11 protein-coding genes, 1 other RNA gene and 1 pseudogene are annotated in these 17449 nt (G+C 56.0%); 4 read left to right on the top strand and 9 right to left on the bottom strand.

What is annotated here, in order from left to right; translation table 11 throughout:
• Position 1: 1 nt before the first annotated feature.
• Genes ECL_RS11660 through ECL_RS11670 form a run of 3 tightly spaced genes read right to left on the bottom strand, consistent with a single transcriptional unit; the run spans position 2 to position 3849 of the window.
• Positions 2-2539, bottom strand: coding sequence for a fimbria/pilus outer membrane usher protein (locus ECL_RS11660; RefSeq protein WP_013096967.1), 2538 nt, complete (start codon positions 2537-2539; stop codon positions 2-4).
• Positions 2540-2583: 44 nt separating this feature from the next.
• Positions 2584-3261: a fimbrial biogenesis chaperone gene (locus ECL_RS11665; protein WP_013096968.1), complete on the bottom strand. Its 678-nt coding sequence runs from the start codon at positions 3259-3261 to the stop codon at positions 2584-2586.
• A gap of 57 nt (positions 3262-3318) precedes the next feature.
• The gene (locus ECL_RS11670; RefSeq protein WP_029882031.1) at positions 3319-3849 is read right to left on the bottom strand and encodes a fimbrial protein; all 531 of its coding nucleotides are present in this window, start codon (positions 3847-3849) and stop codon (positions 3319-3321) included.
• Positions 3850-4205: 356 nt separating this feature from the next.
• Between ECL_RS11670 and ECL_RS11675 the strand changes: the two genes are divergently transcribed.
• Positions 4206-4865 (top strand): helix-turn-helix domain-containing protein, encoded by a 660-nt coding sequence (locus tag ECL_RS11675; protein ID WP_013096970.1) that lies wholly within the window; start codon positions 4206-4208, stop codon positions 4863-4865.
• Between the two features lie 66 nt (positions 4866-4931).
• Positions 4932-5561 carry a helix-turn-helix domain-containing protein gene (locus ECL_RS11680; RefSeq protein ID WP_013096971.1) on the top strand — a complete coding sequence of 210 codons (630 nt, stop codon included), beginning with the start codon at positions 4932-4934 and terminating at the stop codon, positions 5559-5561.
• A gap of 44 nt (positions 5562-5605) precedes the next feature.
• On the opposite strand, the gene ECL_RS11685 is transcribed toward ECL_RS11680, so the two are convergent.
• From ECL_RS11685 to ydiJ, 3 genes and pseudogenes are all read right to left on the bottom strand, one after another.
• Complete coding sequence (locus ECL_RS11685) at positions 5606-5800, bottom strand: YdiH family protein (RefSeq protein ID WP_013096972.1); 195 nt, start codon at positions 5798-5800, stop codon at positions 5606-5608.
• An 85-nt stretch (positions 5801-5885) separates the two neighbouring features.
• Positions 5886-6296, bottom strand: coding sequence for a 1,4-dihydroxy-2-naphthoyl-CoA hydrolase (gene menI / locus ECL_RS11690; RefSeq protein ID WP_013096973.1), 411 nt, complete (start codon positions 6294-6296; stop codon positions 5886-5888).
• Positions 6293-9348 (bottom strand): annotated as a pseudogene (ydiJ, locus tag ECL_RS11695) (D-2-hydroxyglutarate dehydrogenase YdiJ). The gene menI and the pseudogene ydiJ overlap by 4 nt, the downstream one beginning before the upstream one ends.
• Before the next feature lie 199 nt (positions 9349-9547).
• On the opposite strand from ydiJ, the gene ydiK reads away from it, so the two are divergent.
• The gene (ydiK, locus tag ECL_RS11700) at positions 9548-10663 is read left to right on the top strand and encodes an AI-2E family transporter YdiK (RefSeq protein WP_013096976.1); all 1116 of its coding nucleotides are present in this window, start codon (positions 9548-9550) and stop codon (positions 10661-10663) included.
• A 209-nt stretch (positions 10664-10872) separates the two neighbouring features.
• An RNA gene (rprA, locus tag ECL_RS11705) (antisense sRNA RprA) lies at positions 10873-10980 on the top strand.
• A gap of 4 nt (positions 10981-10984) precedes the next feature.
• On the opposite strand, the gene ECL_RS11710 is transcribed toward rprA, so the two are convergent.
• The 3 genes from ECL_RS11710 to ppsA all read right to left on the bottom strand — a co-directional run bounded on the left by ECL_RS11710 (position 10985) and on the right by ppsA (position 17375).
• Complete coding sequence (locus ECL_RS11710; RefSeq protein ID WP_013096977.1) at positions 10985-13360, bottom strand: glycoside hydrolase family 3 N-terminal domain-containing protein; 2376 nt, start codon at positions 13358-13360, stop codon at positions 10985-10987.
• A 3-nt stretch (positions 13361-13363) separates the two neighbouring features.
• Positions 13364-14764, bottom strand: a complete 1401-nt coding sequence (locus tag ECL_RS11715; RefSeq protein WP_013096978.1) for an MFS transporter — start codon at positions 14762-14764, stop codon at positions 13364-13366.
• A gap of 232 nt (positions 14765-14996) precedes the next feature.
• A complete protein-coding gene (gene ppsA, locus ECL_RS11720) occupies positions 14997-17375 on the bottom strand; it encodes a phosphoenolpyruvate synthase (RefSeq protein WP_013096979.1) in 2379 nt (792 codons plus the stop codon).
• Positions 17376-17449 lie beyond the last annotated feature (74 nt).

The raw sequence follows: 17449 nt of genomic DNA on the forward strand, positions 1-17449 counted from the left end.
CTTAATGCTCCCGGCGACACGAGACGCTGATGTCCGTGATGCCGCCGTATTGCGCTCCATTAGGCAGGCTAAAATCTGCCCGACACTGCTGGTGAGGTTGATGTCCCCATGTTGCCAGGGCCGTGCCCTGGTCGCGCAGGCCGGTTAAATAGACCTGGCCGCGATCGCCCACGATAAAGCTGCTCTTGTCATCATCCGCCAGGGTAACAACCGCGCCAAACGGCACGAACTGCTCAGGCGTCGTCAACGTCATCAGCACCCGACGTCCTACTTTGGACAAATAATCGGCTTTTACCACCGCGCCGCGCGTAGGCGTGACCGTGCGGGTGTTGATCTCCAGCTCCACATCGTCAGGCATATTTTCCGGATCGAGAGTGAGATCGTTTTTGCGGTATACGGAGAGGTTATTCACCACCGTATAGCCCCGGAAATCCGTTCGCACGCCGGACTGATTACGAATATTCACGCCGTGCGCGCCCGGGGCTTTGATTAACGCGTTGGTTTCCCCCAGCGGCTGAGACAGCGTCACGCCATCAGCATGCGCGAGGATCCCCCCCTGCAAACCATAGCTAAGGCGCTCGCTATGTTTGTCGTACCCATAGCCCGCCGTAACTTCCCCGTACGTGCCTTTATAGTCGCCGTTGAGCGTACCGGTATAGCCCACGCCATCCGTACCGTAACCCTGCTGGATATTCCAGCTCAGGGCGCTATTGTCGAGGGCCACCCCGTTCATGCCGATACTGTGCGTCGTGCCACTGTTCTTGCTGGCGTTCAGGCCATAGTTAGCCCACGTCTGCGGCAGAAATTTATCCAGCGGTACGCTAACGGTCAGCGCCAGAAGCTGGTCGTTAGCGTAGGTCTTTGTACTTCCACTGCCGGACGACGGGCTGCCATTTTTGCTGTATGTCCAGCTCACGCCATAGCTGATGTTGTGCCAGTCATTGTTGTAGCCGACACTCCACGACGCCATGGGTCTGTCAGCGTTCCAGTAATCTTCCCGCGCGGCGCTGAGCGTCAGCGCGCCCCGGTCACCGCCCAGCGTCTGGCTCATGGTGAGCTCCAGGCGGTTACGCCGTCTGTCCTGAAGTGCGCCGCTGTTCCCCCAGGAGTCCAGCACGTCCTGGAGTCCGTAATAGCCGCGCGTTGAATAACGGTACCCCGCAATCGAAAAGTTGGTGCCGGTATTAATTACGTTCTTGCTGTAACGCGCTCGCCAGGACTGCCCCTGCGTTTTTGCAGTATTGGCCGGCGTTGACCAGGCCTGGGTGACATCGACAGAAAGCGCGCCGAAATCCCCCATGTTTTTACCGGCGCCGACCGCAAGCGACTGATATTTGCTGGCACCCTGCCCCCCGCCATAGATCGTGATGCCTTTCTGAAGCCCATAAATCGCGGCGATCTGCCCGAACGGGGTTTTCTCCACGCTGCTGTTGTAGGCGCGATACTGTCCACCGGTGAGGGCATATTTCAGTCGCCCTTCGCGCTGCAATACCGGTACCGAGGCATACGGCAGCGTGAAATGCTGCTCGCTGCCATCGGCCTCTTTGATGGTCACGTCTAAATCGCCCGCGCCGCCGGTGGGATACATATCGGTAATTTCAAACGCGCCCGGCGCCACGTAGCTTTGGTAGATCTGATAGCCATTCTGGCGAATCACCACCTGAGCATTGGTGCGCGCGATCCCGCGGACCACTGGGGCATAGCCTTTCAGGGAATCCGGTAACATGTCATCATCCGATGCCAGCTGAACCCCGCGAAAAGGCACGCTGTCAAAGACATCCGCCGGGGCGGAACTGTCCCCAAGGGTAAGCTGCGCTTTCAGGGGAATAACGGCACGTTGCAGATAGCTGTAGACCGTGTCCCATCGATCTTTCCCCGCGCCATCCCGTGACCAGGTGGTGTAGTTGCGTAGACGCCACGGGCCAATATTTATCCCCGGACGCAGGTTCGCATACTGGCTGTTGCTGCTGGCCCCCTCACCCGCTTTCGCCCGGCTGTTCGCGCCGCTGAGGCTGTAATTGAGCATGGCTGCCGTTATCCCCTCATCCCACATCTCCGGCGGCACATAGCCTCTTGCCGGCAGATCGATGGCGGCCTGCGGAATACTCAACACCAGACGCTGGGCACCAAACTGGAAATCGGCACTGGCCTGGGGAATCGCCTGAAGATTGACGCATTCACCGTGTCCTGCACTGAGCGCAGGAAATAATGCCGTTTTCACCCCCCAGCGTTTTAATTGCGCAAGACTCAGACAAGGCTGCAATGACGCATCGCCGTTGTCGGCTTTGCTCGCGGTAAACTGAATATCCCCCGTCTCCAGAAACGCGTCGTCGACAATAATATCGACATGGTAGATCCCCGCTGCCTGCGAGCCTGATTCAAAGGCCGACAAATCGGCTTTATCCATGCCTGGATTATCCAGCTCAATTAATTCGGTGTTAAAGGCAACACTGGCGTAGAGCGAGGTTGAGGATCCGCCAAACGCTAAGGCGATAAACATCGCCAGGCGTGCGGGTTTCATCGTGTTATTTACCGTCATTGCGAATTACCGGGTTAATGCAGGCGTTGCCGTTTGTGAAAGGATCACAAACTGGCTTGATGTAATACGCCGGGACTGCCATAGTCGTTGATAATTTTAAACGTGAGTGAATTTCCCCTTGCCTCATTGGGTAATACAAACCGGGCTGAGGCGCCGGGTAACACGTAGGTCACATCGTCCAGTTTTTTCCCCCCCAGCGTAATTTCATTAAAATTGACGACATATTGCGTGGGGTTGTTGACCTGAATTTCATTCCCGGCGCGTTGCCAGGTTAATTTATTAGCCTGTTCTTCTGGCGTAGACGCCCGCAAACTTTCTGGCCGGTAGATCAGTTTGATGCGCGTTTTCACTGCTATTTGCAGGGCGTTCGTCTGTTTTGATGCTGAAGGGATCGCTTTAATATTCAGCCAAAATAAACTTTCCTGCTGCTGAGGCAGTGCACCCGCCATCACAATTCGCTCGACGTTTTTTTGCCCGCCATCCAGTCGGTATAACGGTGGTGTAATAATAAAAGGCGCTTTACCTGAATTACCTTCCGGCACATCTATCCATGACTGAATTAAATAAGGCGTCGCGTCAGGATTATTAATGCTTATTGACGCCTCTTTTTTTGTCCCATCGAAAATGATACGGGTGCCGCCAATAATCACTCCGGCCTGCGCTGTGCTCAGCGTCAGTGCTGACAGCGCTACGGCCAGTCCGGTTGTGTTGATAAAACGCATTGTAAACCTCATACCACAAAGGGGCCGGGATGGCCCCCTGCACATTGCTGCAAACGATTAGTTGTAAACCACGGAGAAGTTAGCGACAGAATTCGCCGGACCGGCGGTGACAGTCGCTGCGGTGGAAATATACTGAGCGTAGAAACTCAGGGTATTATCCGCGGTGCTGCTCAGCACATAGCTATAGCTGTTGCTGCCGTGAAGCGGCAGATCCGCCTTATCCGCACTCATCAGGTTGATTGCCACTCCGGTCGCCGCTCCCGCCGCAGACGAATCAATCGCCAGCAGGCTGGAATTGGTGGCATCTGGCGTACCATCAAAGCGAACCTTCGCGTTGGTCACCGTCACCGGGCAATTTTTCAACACGATATTAAATTGCGTGGCTGCGGTTCTGGCCCCGGTGGTTGGAAATTCGGTCTTATAATAATCACCTAATACCACCACCTGGTTCTGCGAAGCCACATCAACGTCACAGGCGGAATCCAGAATATTTCCGTTAAAATTAACGGTACCTGCTGCGGCGAAAGCGTGGGTTGCTGTCAGGGCGGACCCCACTGCCAGCAGGGTTATCATCATTTTATTTTTCATCATCAAATCCTGTATCACTTTATTTATTACTGAAATCCAGATTACATAATTCGGGCTTCATCAGCCGATGACCGAAATTTATACAACTCTTTTTCGGTACACAATCTATTTTGAGGTCTAGCTGTAGACTTCTCTTTAACAAAATAAATACATTTCAGTTTTGAAATTTCTTAAGCCTTTCTATTTCCAGTCTACTTTTAGACCCCTAATTTACGTCCTTAGAATTCATATAATTAGGCTCGTCATTTACTGCGGTCTATTTTTGGACCCATCTTAAATATTCCACGACTCGCTGTTTTTTAAGATAATTCTCTATATCGATCAAATAATGATCGCGTCCGTGAGTGAGGTATCTGATGAACACCCGAATGGCTCCCAGTCTCGATAATGAAAAAGCCACCGTGCTTACGGCTAAACCCTATAAGCACATCGAGAAATTAATTGATCATCTTCTTCCATTGGCAGAGAGGCGCATACTGTCCCGGGGGGAAGTGCTCCACTATTATGCAAACGACGTGCGTCAGTGTTTTTTATTGCTCCAGGGCAGCGTGGCGTTGCACCGTCGGGGAGATGGCATCGTCTTAAATTCTGAATCCGCGCCGTTTATTCTTGGCGTGAGTAGCCAGTTCTCCTCAGAGCACCTGTATGTCAGGGCGCTGGAGACCTCCGAACTCGCCGGGGTTTCGCTGGAGCGTTTTAACGGCGTGATTGCGCAACACAATTTATGGGAGCCGTTTTCGCATCTGCTGATCTATACCGCCTCCCGGGTCTATGAGCACTGCTCGCGGATCTCGCAGATGTCGGCCTATGACATCATCCGTTTTCAGCTGGTTGAATTGATGCAGGAGCCCGAAGCAATACGGCTGAACACCACGGCGGCCGCCTATATACAAAGTCGCACCTGGCTTTCGCGTAGCGGGATAATGCGGATCCTGGCCGAACTGCGCACCGGGAAGTACATTACGATGGAGCGCGGCGTGCTGCTTGATGTCCACCATCTGCCGCGGAAATACTGATTCAGGTGATGTCGGTAATAAGGAGTAACGCTATAATCAGAAAGATGATTCTTTCAGGTTCAGGTTATGTCCTCCACAGAAAAACCCCATCGTGGTTCTCCCTATGCGCAAGCGCTGATTACGCACTTACAACCTTATTCTACTGTCCGTCATCTCGATCGCGGGGAGCAGCTGGATCTGGTGGTTGATGGCCGGGGAATGAGTTATTTGATTCTGGAAGGGACCGTTGCCATTTACCGACGCAGCGACAATCTGATGCTGTCGACCGCGAAAAGCCCGGCGTTATTTGGAGTGGCTAATATTAATGACATCTTTTTTGACGACTACCTGAAAACGGTGACCCCCTGCAAGATTGGAACGCTGACCGCAGAGCAGCTCCACGTCATTATTCAGGAGAAGGCGCTGTGGGGGTTGATATCAAACCACCTGATGTTTATGTACAACCGGCTCTATAACACCGTCATGCCAAAGGGTGCCCCGACGGCCTATGAGATGATCCGCCAGCAGCTGATGTTATTAATGAATGAAGATGAATCTTATCGCCGGGAGATAACCGCAGAACGCTACATTCGCGATAAAACCCAGCTTTCCCGCAGCGGCGTGATGCGTATCCTGGCCGATCTCAAAACGGGGGGCTTTATTGAAATGGAAGATGGCAGGCTGATTAAAATCAATAAACTTCCCGCCCGGTACTGAATTGCAGACACAAAAAAGGCCGCACTCGCGGCCTTTTCACTCTCTCAATGGACGTGAACGCCCAAGCGCCAGGCAAAATAGATCTCTTCTTTCAGTTCATTCGAAGAGAGCGCCAGCAAATCTGTAAACTCCAGTTCAAGCTGTTTCAGCTTTTTCAGGTACTGCGCCGGAGACAGGTTGCTGTTATCGCGACGTAAATATTCAATTGCCAGTTGCGTTGGGGTTATTTCAGTATCCATGATGTCCTCACTTGTGTACAAATCCTGACCAGTATATCACAACACCCTGGCGAGATTTTGACCAAATGCAAAAACATCAGGAAATTTATACCACCGCCGTCGTCAGCCTGGATGAGCAGCACAGCCGATCCTGCTCATCGAGAATATCAATCTGCCACACCTGATGACGGCTACCGGCGTGCAGCGCGCGGCAAATACCGCGCACTCGCCCGCTGCGCACCGAGCGAATATGGTTGGCGTTCACCTCAAGCCCGACGACCTTCTGCTCCCCTTTGGTGCAGAGATACCCCGCCACCGAGCCCAGGGTTTCGGCCAGCACCACGGACGCACCGCCGTGCAGTAAACCAAACGGCTGGTGCGTACGATGATCGACAGGCATGGTGGCCTCCAGATCGTCTTCCCCAATGCGGATAAACTGGATATCCAGCAACCCGACCATATTCCCCTCGCCCATGGCGTTTAACGCCTGTAGCGTGACGGCACGTTTCCAGATCATCCGATAATCTCCAGTAAAGCCTGTAACGGATGGCGTACCCCGTTACCTTCAACACGTTTCACCTGGCTACGACAGGAGTAGCCCGTTGCCAGGCAGCGGTTTCGCGGCAAGCGCTGCATCGCCTGATGCCATGACAGCTCGTAAATACCGAGCGAGTTGGCGTGATTCTTCACTTCATGCCCGTAAGTGCCTGCCATGCCGCAGCAACCGACGCTGACGCTCTCAAGCTTCGCGCCAAAGCGGGCAAAAATAGAGGCCCATTGCGCAGGTGCGCCCGGCAGCGCGGTGACTTCGGTACAGTGACCAAACAGGTACCACGGCTCACCGCTGACCTCCATGGCGCTGGTCTGCTCGAGAGCCGCCGGCAGCCACTCGTGCACCAGCATAACGTGGAACGCCCCGCGTTTATCGCCCAGCGTCTGCTTATATTCATCGCGATAGCAGAGCACCAGCGCCGGATCGACACCCACCATCGGCATGCCCAGCCCGGCGACCCGGTTAAGGAAATCAGACGTTTTTTGCGCCGTTTTCGCGAAGCGGTTGAGGAAGCCTTTAATGTGTTGCGCCTTACCGTTAGGTGAGAACGGCAGAACCACCGGCTGATACCCCAGTTTTTCCGCCAGACGGACAAAATCGGCCACCACCTGCGCGTCGTAATAGCTGGTAAACGGATCCTGCACCACCAGCACCACCTTCGCTTTTTGCTCAGGACTTAACGCCTCAAGCTGCTCCAGGGTCATGTTTGCCGAGCGGTGCCCCACCAGCTGACGCTGCAGCGACGGCACCGAGAGCAACGGCAGATCCACCATTCCGATATGTTTTTCGGAAAGCTTGCGCACCAGCGGCTGATTGATAAAGAAGTTGAACGTCTTTGGCGCCCGGGCCATCAGCGGGGCATAGCTCTCCACCGTTGCCACCAGATGGTCGCGCATCGGGCGCAGATAGCGCGTGTGGTAGAGCTGCAGGAAGCGCGAGCGGAACTCCGGTACGTCTATCTTAATCGGGCACTGGGTCGAACAGGCTTTACAGGCCAGGCAGCCGGACATGGCCTCTTTCACCTCATGGGAGAAATCATACTCGCCCTTATTCGCATGCCAGCTGTTGCGGGTGCGCTCAATCAGGGAACGCAGGCTGGCCCGTTTTTCCGGCAACTCCTGCTCCAGCTTGAGCGGGTCGATACCGCGATCGGCCAGCAAACGCAGCCATTCGCGTACCAGCGTCGCCCGCCCTTTTGGCGAGTGGATGCGGTTGCTGGTGATTTTCATCGACGGGCACATCGGGCTTTTCACGTCGAAGTTAAAGCACAGGCCGTTGCCGTTACACTCCAGCGCCCCACGCCAGGACGCGCGCACGGCAATGGGGATTTGTCTGTCGTACGTGCCGCGCTTGACGGCATCCACCTGCAGCATGGGCGCGTCCACGCCTTCCGGAGGACAAATTTTCCCCGGGTTGAGACGGTTATTGGGATCGAACGCCGCTTTGACCTTGCGCAGCTCGCCGAAGAGCTGTTCACCGAAGAACGCCGGGCTGTACTCGGCGCGGAATCCTTTTCCGTGTTCCCCCCACAGCAGGCCACCATATTTCGCCGTTAAGGCCACCACCTCATCGGAGATCTGTTTCATCAGGATCTCCTGCTGCGGATCGCACATGTCCAGGGCCGGACGCACATGCAGCACCCCGGCATCAACGTGGCCGAACATGCCATAGCTCAGGCCGTGGCTGTCCAGCAGCGCACGGAATTCAACAATATAATCCGCCAGATGCTCAGGGGGAACGCAGGTATCTTCGGCAAACGGAATCGGCTTCGCGGCGCCTTTGGCATTGCCGAGCAGCCCCACCGCTTTTTACGCATCGCGTAGATACGCTCAATGCCGGCCAGGTCGTTACAGAGCTGCCAGCCAATGACCCCGCCTTCGCCGTGGGCGATCAGTTCATCAAGCCGCTGACAGAGCGTGGTCACCTGGCTATCGATAAGTTCTGCATCGTCTCCGGCAAATTCAACGATGTTAAGCCCTAGCATCTCTTTGTCCGGCACATCGGTAATCAGCTCCCGCACCGAGTGCCAGACGATATCTTCCCGCGCCAGATTAAGCACCTTCGAGTCAACGGTTTCCACCGACAGCGCCTGCGCCTCCACCATAAACGGGGCATTACGCAGCGCGGAATCAAAGGAGTCATATTTGACGTTCACCAAGCGGCGCACTTTGGGCAGCCGGGTGATATCCAGCCGCGCCTCGGTAATAAACGCCAGCGTTCCTTCGGAGCCGGTCAGCACACGGGTCAAATCAAACTGGGTCAGTTCGTCGTTAAAGACGTGACGCAGGTCGTAACCGGTCAGGAAACGGTTCAGTTTGGGGAATTTGTCGAGGATCAGCTGGCGGTTATCGCGACAGCGTTCCAGCACGGTGCGATAGATGCGCCCGCTTGCGGTGTTCTCTTTACCCAGCGTTTCCGCCAGCTCGACCGGCACAGGCTGGGTATCCAGGATATCGCCGCCCAGCAGCACCGCCCGTACGCCCAGAACATGATCGGAGGTTTTTCCGTAGACCAGCGAACCCTGCCCGGAGGCATCGGTGTTGATCATCCCGCCGATGGTTGCCCGGTTGCTGGTAGAAAGCTCCGGCGCAAAAAAGTAGCCGTAGGGCTTCAGATACTGGTTGAGCTGATCCTTAATCACGCCCGCTTCAACGCGAACCCATCCCTCTTCAGGATTGATCTCGATGATGCGGTTCATATAGCGCGACATATCAATGATGATGCCCTGGTTCAGGGCCTGGCCATTTGTTCCGGTGCCGCCGCCGCGCGGGGTGAACACCAGAGCGCTAAAACGCTCTTGCGTCGCCAGCCGGGCAATCAGCGCCACATCGGCCGTTGAACGTGGAAAGACGACTGCATCGGGAAGAAGCTGGTAAATACTGTTATCGGTCGCCATCGTCAGCCTGTCGGCATAGTTCGTGGCGGTATCACCTGTAAAACCCTGTTGCTCCAGTGCCTGCAAAAAATTAAGCACCAGCTGAACGACGCCAGGTGCTTGGGAAATCTGTGGGATCATGACTGTCGACCCTAATTAGAGTAGTGTGAAATCGTTTGCGTTGTGTCTGGAAAGTTTTATCACATTTTTTTCTTATGTGCTTCGCTGAATTACGGGCAAAATCCGCCTGTCAAAAATCGCTGATATCATTAATGATTAGAGTGACGCGGTTATCCGTTCCCGCCAGCCTCGCTGGTGTTTATTAAGGAAAGTTTCATTTATGGTCAATCTTCGCCAGCCCAGGGATGTTGCGCAAATTTTGCTGTCGGTGCTGTTTCTGGCCCTCATGATTATTGCGTGTCTGTGGATTGTTCAACCTTTCATACTTGGCTTCGCCTGGGCCGCAACGGTGGTCGTGGCGACCTGGCCGGTGCTGTTACGTTTGCAGAAACTGCTGTTTGGCCGCCGCGGTCTGGCGGTACTGGTCATGACGCTGCTGCTGTTCCTGCTGTTTATTATTCCGATTGCGCTGCTGGTGAACAGCCTTGTCGATTCCAGTGGCCCGGTTATTCGCGCCGTCACCAGCGGTGATTTAACGCTGCCGGATCTCGCCTGGCTGAACAGCATTCCGGTGGTAGGCGCCAAACTTTACAGCGGCTGGCATAGCCTGCTGGAGATGGGCGGCAGCGCGTTGATGGCGAAAGTGCGTCCGTATATTGGCACCACCACCACCTGGTTTGTGGGTCAGGCGGCACATATTGGTCGCTTTATGATGCACTGTGCGCTGATGCTGGTCTTCAGCGCCCTGCTCTACTGGCGCGGTGAGCAGGTAGCGTTGGGCGTACGCCATTTCGCTACCCGACTGGCCGGTAAACGCGGCGATGCCGCAGTTCTGCTGGCGGCGCAGGCCGTGCGGGCGGTTGCGCTTGGGGTGGTCGTCACGGCGCTGGTGCAGGCGGTGCTGGGCGGTATTGGCCTGGCCATTTCTGGCGTGCCGTACGCTACCGTCTTTACGGTGGTGATGCTGATGACCTGTCTTGCACAACTGGGGCCGTTGCTGGTGCTGGTCCCCAGCATCATCTGGCTTTACTGGACGGGGGATACCACGTGGGGAACCGTTCTGCTGGTCTGGAGCTGCGTGGTCGGCACCATGGATAACGTGATTCGTCCCATCCTCATCCGCATGGGCGCGGACCTGCCGCTGATCCTGATCCTCTCCGGCGTCATTGGCGGGTTAATCGCCTTTGGGATGATCGGTCTGTTTATTGGACCGGTGCTGCTTGCCGTCACCTGGCGTCTCTTCTCCGCCTGGGTACACGAAGTGCCGCCGCCGGGCACCGACCCGGATGTGATTTTGAGCGAACTCGAAGAGCTGGAAGAGAAGAATACGCAGTAAAAGGGATTGCCGGGTGGCGTTGACGCTTACCCGGCCTACATTCTCCCCGGCAATACTTAAATGTTGCTAAACTATTTATTCGTTGCGCACTGGTCCGACCCGCCTTTTTTGCTCTAAGTCCGCTATTCACCTCAAGAAATCTTTACTTCTCTTTAACTATTGAGACGAATCTGATCGACGCTCAAGGTTGGCATGCCTACTATTAGCTCACGGTTATAAATCAACACCTTGATTTATAAGCATGGAAATCCCCTGAGTGAAACAACGAATTGCTGTGTGTAGTCTTTGCCCATCTCCCACGATGGGCTTTTTTTATCCTGGCTACGCGTGCTGAACCTGACAGGTGCTTAGCATGCGCCATTCAGCAGGCAGCACCCGCGTCTCTCCCGTCACATTGACCGTCACCACGTCGCGAATATCCGCCGACGATGCCCCCACCTGCAGCTCAAACTCGCCCGGCTCGACAATGCGTTTGCCGTCCCGACGGGTAAAGTTGAACATCTCCACGGGCAGCGTAAAGGTGAGCGTGGCCGTTTCGCCCGGCGCGAGCGCCACGCGCTGGAACGCTTTCAGCTCCTGAAGCGGCCGCACCTGCGTGGCAACCTTATCCCGGACGTACACCTGCACCACATCGCTGCCGCTGCGTTCACCGCGGTTGGTGACGTCAATACTCAACACAACTTCGCCGTCCACCGGTACGCTGTTTTGCGCGAGGCGTGCTGCGCCCCAGTTAAATTGCGTCCAGCCAAGACCGAAACCAAAGGGATAGCGGGAGCCAAAGTGGAACGCGAATGGCGTGCCGCCGCTTTTCAGCTTGTGGTTGTAGTAGTACGGCATGGCGCCCGCACTTTTCGGCACGCTCACCACCAGACGTCCCTGCGGCTCCACGCGGCCGGTTAACACATCGGCAATTGCCCAACCCCCTTCCTGCCCAGGCGCCCAGGCCATCATCAGCGCCGCGACCTTATCTTCCAGCCCCTGAAGATTGTACGGCCGCCCACCGGTCATCACGACAATCACCGGTTTGCCCGTGGCGACCAGGGCTTCCAGCAGCTGTTGCTGAACGCCAGGCAGGTTCAGGGAATCGGTATCGGATCCTTCCCCTACCGTGCCGCTCTGGAACAAACCGGCGAGGTCGCCGACGCAGGCCACCACCACGTCGCTCTCCTGCGCGGCGTTCACTGCTTCGGGGATCAGCGCGGTACTTTGCGACACCGGCGACTGCTGCATCGGTTTGCCCCCGCTGTCACCCGGGAAGACCGGCGCGCCCGCCATTCGTTTTTCGATGATGTGACACCCTTTGGCATAACGCACGTTCGACGCGCCCAGATAGTGCTCCAGCGCCGCGCGCGGAGTCGTCACCTGCGACGTTTCGTCAACCATATCGCTGATAATCAAATGCACCGGGAAGCTGTAGCCGCTGAGCAACGCCAGCGGATCGTCCGCCGTGGGGCCCACCACCGCCACGCGGGGTTTGCCGCCGAGAGGCAAAATGCCGTTATTCTCCAGCAGCGTCAGCGAACGGGTCGCCACCTCACGTGCAACCTGCCGGGTGGTCTCATTTTGCAAATCAATGCCACTTTCATCGGCATACGGGTTTTCAAACAGGCCGAGACGGAATTTTTCGGTCAGCACGCGTCCTACAATCTCGTCCACTTTCGCCATGGAGATCAGACCACGCTCAACGGCCTCGGCCAGATGGCGGGCGCAGTCATCTTTCGGCAACTCAACATCAAGCCCGGCGTTAAAGGCCAGCGCGGCGGATTCGGTCGCATCATGCGAGACCCCGTGATGCTGATGTAGCAGGCTGACGCCGCCATAGTCCGCCACAACGATCCCGTCAAAGCCCCACTGTTCGCGCAGGACGGTGGTCAGCAGGAAGTGGTCACTGTGCCCCGGCTGATTGTCGATATCGTGGTACGCAGGCATCACCGACCCGGCATTGGCCAGCTTCACCGCCATTTCAAACGGCAGCAGGAAGGTATCATTCAGTTCGCTAAAGCCCAGATGAACCGGGGCATGGTTACGCGCCCCCTCGCTGAACGAGTGGCCCACATAGTGCTTAAGCGTGGCCAGCAGATCGCGTTTATCGCCCTGCAGCCCTTTAACGTAGGCCGTGGCCATCACACCCACCAGCCAGGGATCTTCGCCAAAGGTCTCTTCCGTGCGCCCCCAGCGCACATCGCGGGAGACATCCAGCACCGGGGCCAGCCCCTGCTGGCACCCCACAGAGCGCGCCTCTTTGCCTATCTGTTCGGCAGCCCGCTGTACCAGCGCCGGATCCCAGGTTGAACCGTAGTTGAGCGACGACGGGAACAGCGTGGCCGCTTTGCACAACAACCCCACCAGACACTCCTCATGGAACAGCGCCGGAATGCCGAGCCGCGTCTCTTCCATCATCATGCGCTGCAGACGGTTGGCGGCGCGCACGCCGGTTTGCGCATCAACGATATGGGTACCCAGCGGACGGGTAATCTGCCCGACGCCCAGCTTAAGCCGTTCGCTGAGCGAGGCCTGTTCACTCACCCCCGCGAATTCGTCACTCAAGTCGCTGCGTTCACGGTGGTTGCCGTTTTCATCGAGGATCAGCCAGTACGCGTGCATCTGGGCGAACTTCTCTTCCGGGGTCATGCGTGCCAGCAAGTCGGCGACGCGCTCGTGCACGGGACGTCCCGCGTCCTTATAGATTGCAGTCATGTTTTACTCCTGTAGGGCGGAAGGGGCAGCCGGGCTGAGTTGCCCTGCTTCTGGCCGCACGTCGCGCTTGCTGGCCAGTTCGCGGGCGATGGAATCCACCAGCCGACTGTTGAGTTTGTAGATGGCAAGCAGCGCGACCATGCAGAGGAACAGCACGCACGGAATGAGGGTAAACAGTGCGTTAATGGTCGTGAGTACGTGCGGCGTCTGGGTTGCCTGGCCTGGCGCGTAATCCACCATCCCGAGCACCCAACCCACCACTGCCCCACCCAACGCCAGACCAAATTTGATGGCGAACAGCGCGGTGGAGAAGACCAGACCATCGAGCCGGCGACCGCTGCGGTGCTCTTCATAGTCGACCACATCGGAGAACATGGTCCACTGCAGCGGCGTGGTCAGGTTCTGGATGAAGCTAAAGACAATATTGAGGCCGAAAATCAGCCAGACCTGTGAAGGCGGCAGGAAGAAGATCAGCGCCCCAAAAATCACGAAGGAAATAATGGTCCACTGATAGGCACGTACGCGGTCAAATTTCCCCAGCAGCCGTTCGGATAATAATGCGCCACTTAAGGAGGCCACCATCCCGGAGACGATAAAGGCAAACACCAGTTCCGGACGCAACAGCACATAATTCACGTAATACATCGTGGCAGAGCCGCGCGTCACGACCGCCGTTAACAGCAAAATATTAAACAGGAACACAATTCGCCACTGGCTGTTCCCGGCCAGCAGTTTTAAATCGGTGAGCATGGAGCCAGAAGTATCATTCCGCGGAGAATAGCGCTCGCGGGTCATCAGGAAGCAGCAGAAGAATAAAATAATCCCCAGTAATCCCATCAGGCTCATGGCATAGAAATAGCCTTTCTGTACGTTGCCCTGTCCAAGATGCGAAACCAACGGCAAAGCGATAACCGTCACAATCAACCCGCCGATAAACGACAGGCCAAAGCGCCACGACTGCAGCGAATGGCGCTCGCGCGGATCCAGCGTCAGCGCGCCCGGCATGGCGCAGTAAGGGACGTTAATGGCGGAATAGATGAGGCTTAAAATCCCGTAGGTCACACAGGCATAGACGATTTTCGCCGTGGGCCCGACGTCGGGAACGTAGAACGTAATGAGGCAGCTTACGCCAAACGGAATGGCAAACCACAGCAGCCATGGACGGAAACGACCGTGACGCGTTTGGGTGCGATCCACCAGCGCGCCGATACAGGGATCAATAAAGGCATCGACCACGCGCACCACTAAAAACATGGTGCCCATAATGGCCGCGGGTAAACCGAAAACGTCTGTATAGAAATAAGCAAGAAATAACGTCGCTGTTTGCCAGACCAGCGCACTGGCCATATCACCTAAGCCATAACCTATTTTATCTTTGGTACGCAGTACAGAGGAGATTGTCATTTGTTATTTGCCTTTTATCAGGTTAAAACGTATTTCAACCAGTTGCGCAAAATCGTGTTGATTTGCGCGGTAAGGCTCAAGTATTAGCAACCCTTTGTGTGCTAACAATTGTCTAAATTAACAGACAAATTATGATATTTGGTTTTTTACTTTATTTGTGATGGGGAGCAAATATAAGCGGAAATAAAAAAGGCGAGGATTATTTCCCTCGCCTTTTCAGATACGGAAGACGTTACTTGTTCAGTTCAGCCAGGCTCAGCCAGGTTTGCACCACGGTGTCCGGGTTGAGGGAAAGACTGTCGATCCCCTCTTCCATCAGCCAGGCCGCGAAGTCTTCATGGTCAGAAGGGCCCTGGCCACAAATCCCGACGTATTTACCCTGTTTCTTCGCCGCACGGATGGACATCGACAGCAGGGCTTTCACCGCCTCGTTGCGTTCGTCGAACAGCTCAGAGACCACGCCGGAGTCACGGTCCAGACCCAGCGTCAGCTGCGTCATGTCGTTCGAACCGATAGAGAAGCCGTCGAAGTGCTCCAGGAACTGCTCTGCCAGCAGGGCGTTGGACGGGATCTCACACATCATGATGATCTTCAGCCCATTTTCGCCGCGCTTCAGCCCCTGACGCGCCAGCTCGTCCACCACCGCTTTCGCCTGGTCCACGGTACGTACGAACGGGATCATGATCTCAACGTTAGTCAGTCCCATGTCGTTGCGCACGCGTTTTACCGCTTCACACTCCAGCGCGAAGCAGTCGCGGAAGCTGTCGGAGACATAACGCCCGGCCCCACGGAAGCCCAGCATCGGGTTCTCTTCTTCCGGCTCGTAACGCTCGCCGCCCACCAGGTTGGCGTATTCGTTAGACTTAAAGTCCGACAGACGCACGATCACGCGCTTCGGATAAAACGCCGCACCGAGCGTCGCGATCCCTTCGGTCAGACGGCCAACATAAAACTCTTTCGGCGAGTCGTAGCCTTTCATCATCTCGCGGATTTCGTTCTGCAGCTTTGCGTCCTGGTCGTCAAATTCCAGCAGCGCGCGCGGGTGAACGCCAATCATACGGTTGATGATGAATTCCAGACGCGCCAGGCCCACGCCTTCGTTCGGCAGGCAGGCGAAGTCAAACGCGCGGTCCGGGTTACCGACGTTCATCATGATCTTCAGCGGCAGGTCCGGCATGGTATCGACGCTGGAGCTTTTCACGCTGAAGTCAAGGATGTCAGCATACACGTAGCCGGTATCCCCTTCGGCACAGGAGACGGTCACGTTCTGTCCGTCCTTCATGCGTTCGGTTGCGTCACCGCAGCCGACAACCGCCGGGATCCCCAGCTCGCGGGCGATGATCGCCGCGTGACAGGTACGTCCGCCACGGTTGGTGACGATAGCCGCGGCTTTCTTCATGATCGGTTCCCAGTCCGGGTCGGTCATGTCGGTTACCAGCACGTCGCCCGGTTCAATGCGGTTCATCTCGCTGATATCGTGGATCACTTTCACCGGACCGGCACCAATGCGGTGACCAATCGCGCGGCCTTCCGCCACGATTTTGCCCTGCGCGTGGAGGGTATAACGCTCCATCACCTGGCCGCGGGAACGCACCGTTTCCGGGCGCGCCTGGACGATGAACAGCTTGCCGGTGTGACCGTCTTTGGCCCATTCGATGTCCATCGGACGGCCGTAGTGTTTTTCAATCTGCACCGCCTGCTTCGCCAGCTCCTGCACTTCGGCGTCGGTCAGGGAGAAGCGGTCGCGCAGCTCCTGCGGTACATCTTCAATCTTCACCTGCTTGCCATGCTCCTGGGTCGGGGCATAGATCATGCGGATTTTTTTCGAGCCCATGGTGCGACGAACCACCGCCGGACGGTTGGCGGCAAGCGTCGGTTTGTGGACGTAGAATTCGTCAGGGTTCACGGCCCCCTGCACCACCATCTCACCCAGGCCCCACGCGGAGGTGATGAATACCACCTGGTCGAAGCCGGACTCGGTATCAATGGAGAACATCACACCGGAAGAGCCCACGTCGGAACGCACCATACGCTGTACGCCTGCAGAGAGCGCGACGCCGCGATGGTCATAGCCCTGATGCACGCGATAGGAGATAGCGCGATCGTTAAACAGGGAGGCGAACACGTGTTTCACCGCCACCAGTACCGCGTCATACCCCTGAACGTTCAGGAAAGTTTCCTGTTGTCCGGCGAACGAGGCATCCGGCATGTCTTCTGCGGTTGCAGAGGAGCGCACGGCGAAAGAGGCCTGCGCATCATCAGCGGAGAGCTGGTTGTACGCATCGTGAATGGCTTTTTCCAGTTCCGGCTGGAAAGGTGTGTCGATAATCCACTGGCGGATCTGCGCCCCGGCTTTAGCAAGCTCGGTAACGTCATCAATATCCGTTTTATCCAGCAGGTCGTAAATGCGCTGGTTTACACCGCTCTGGTCTAAAAACAGGTTAAACGCATCGGCGGTCGTGGCAAACCCGTTTGGTACGGAGACACCCATACCGGACAGATTTGTAATCATTTCACCCAGGGAGGCATTTTTGCCCCCAACTCTGTCTACATCATTCATGCCGAGTTGGTTATACCAAAGCACCAGCGGTGACGAGCCATTGTTGGACATCGAAACAATCCTTTTGTGATATTTGATCGGAGTAAGAAACACCTGACTACGTATTTATACTGGCATATTTATTT

Origin of the sequence: Enterobacter cloacae subsp. cloacae ATCC 13047 (genome assembly GCF_000025565.1) — a bacterium.
Taxonomy (GTDB): Bacteria; Pseudomonadota; Gammaproteobacteria; order Enterobacterales; family Enterobacteriaceae; genus Enterobacter; species Enterobacter cloacae.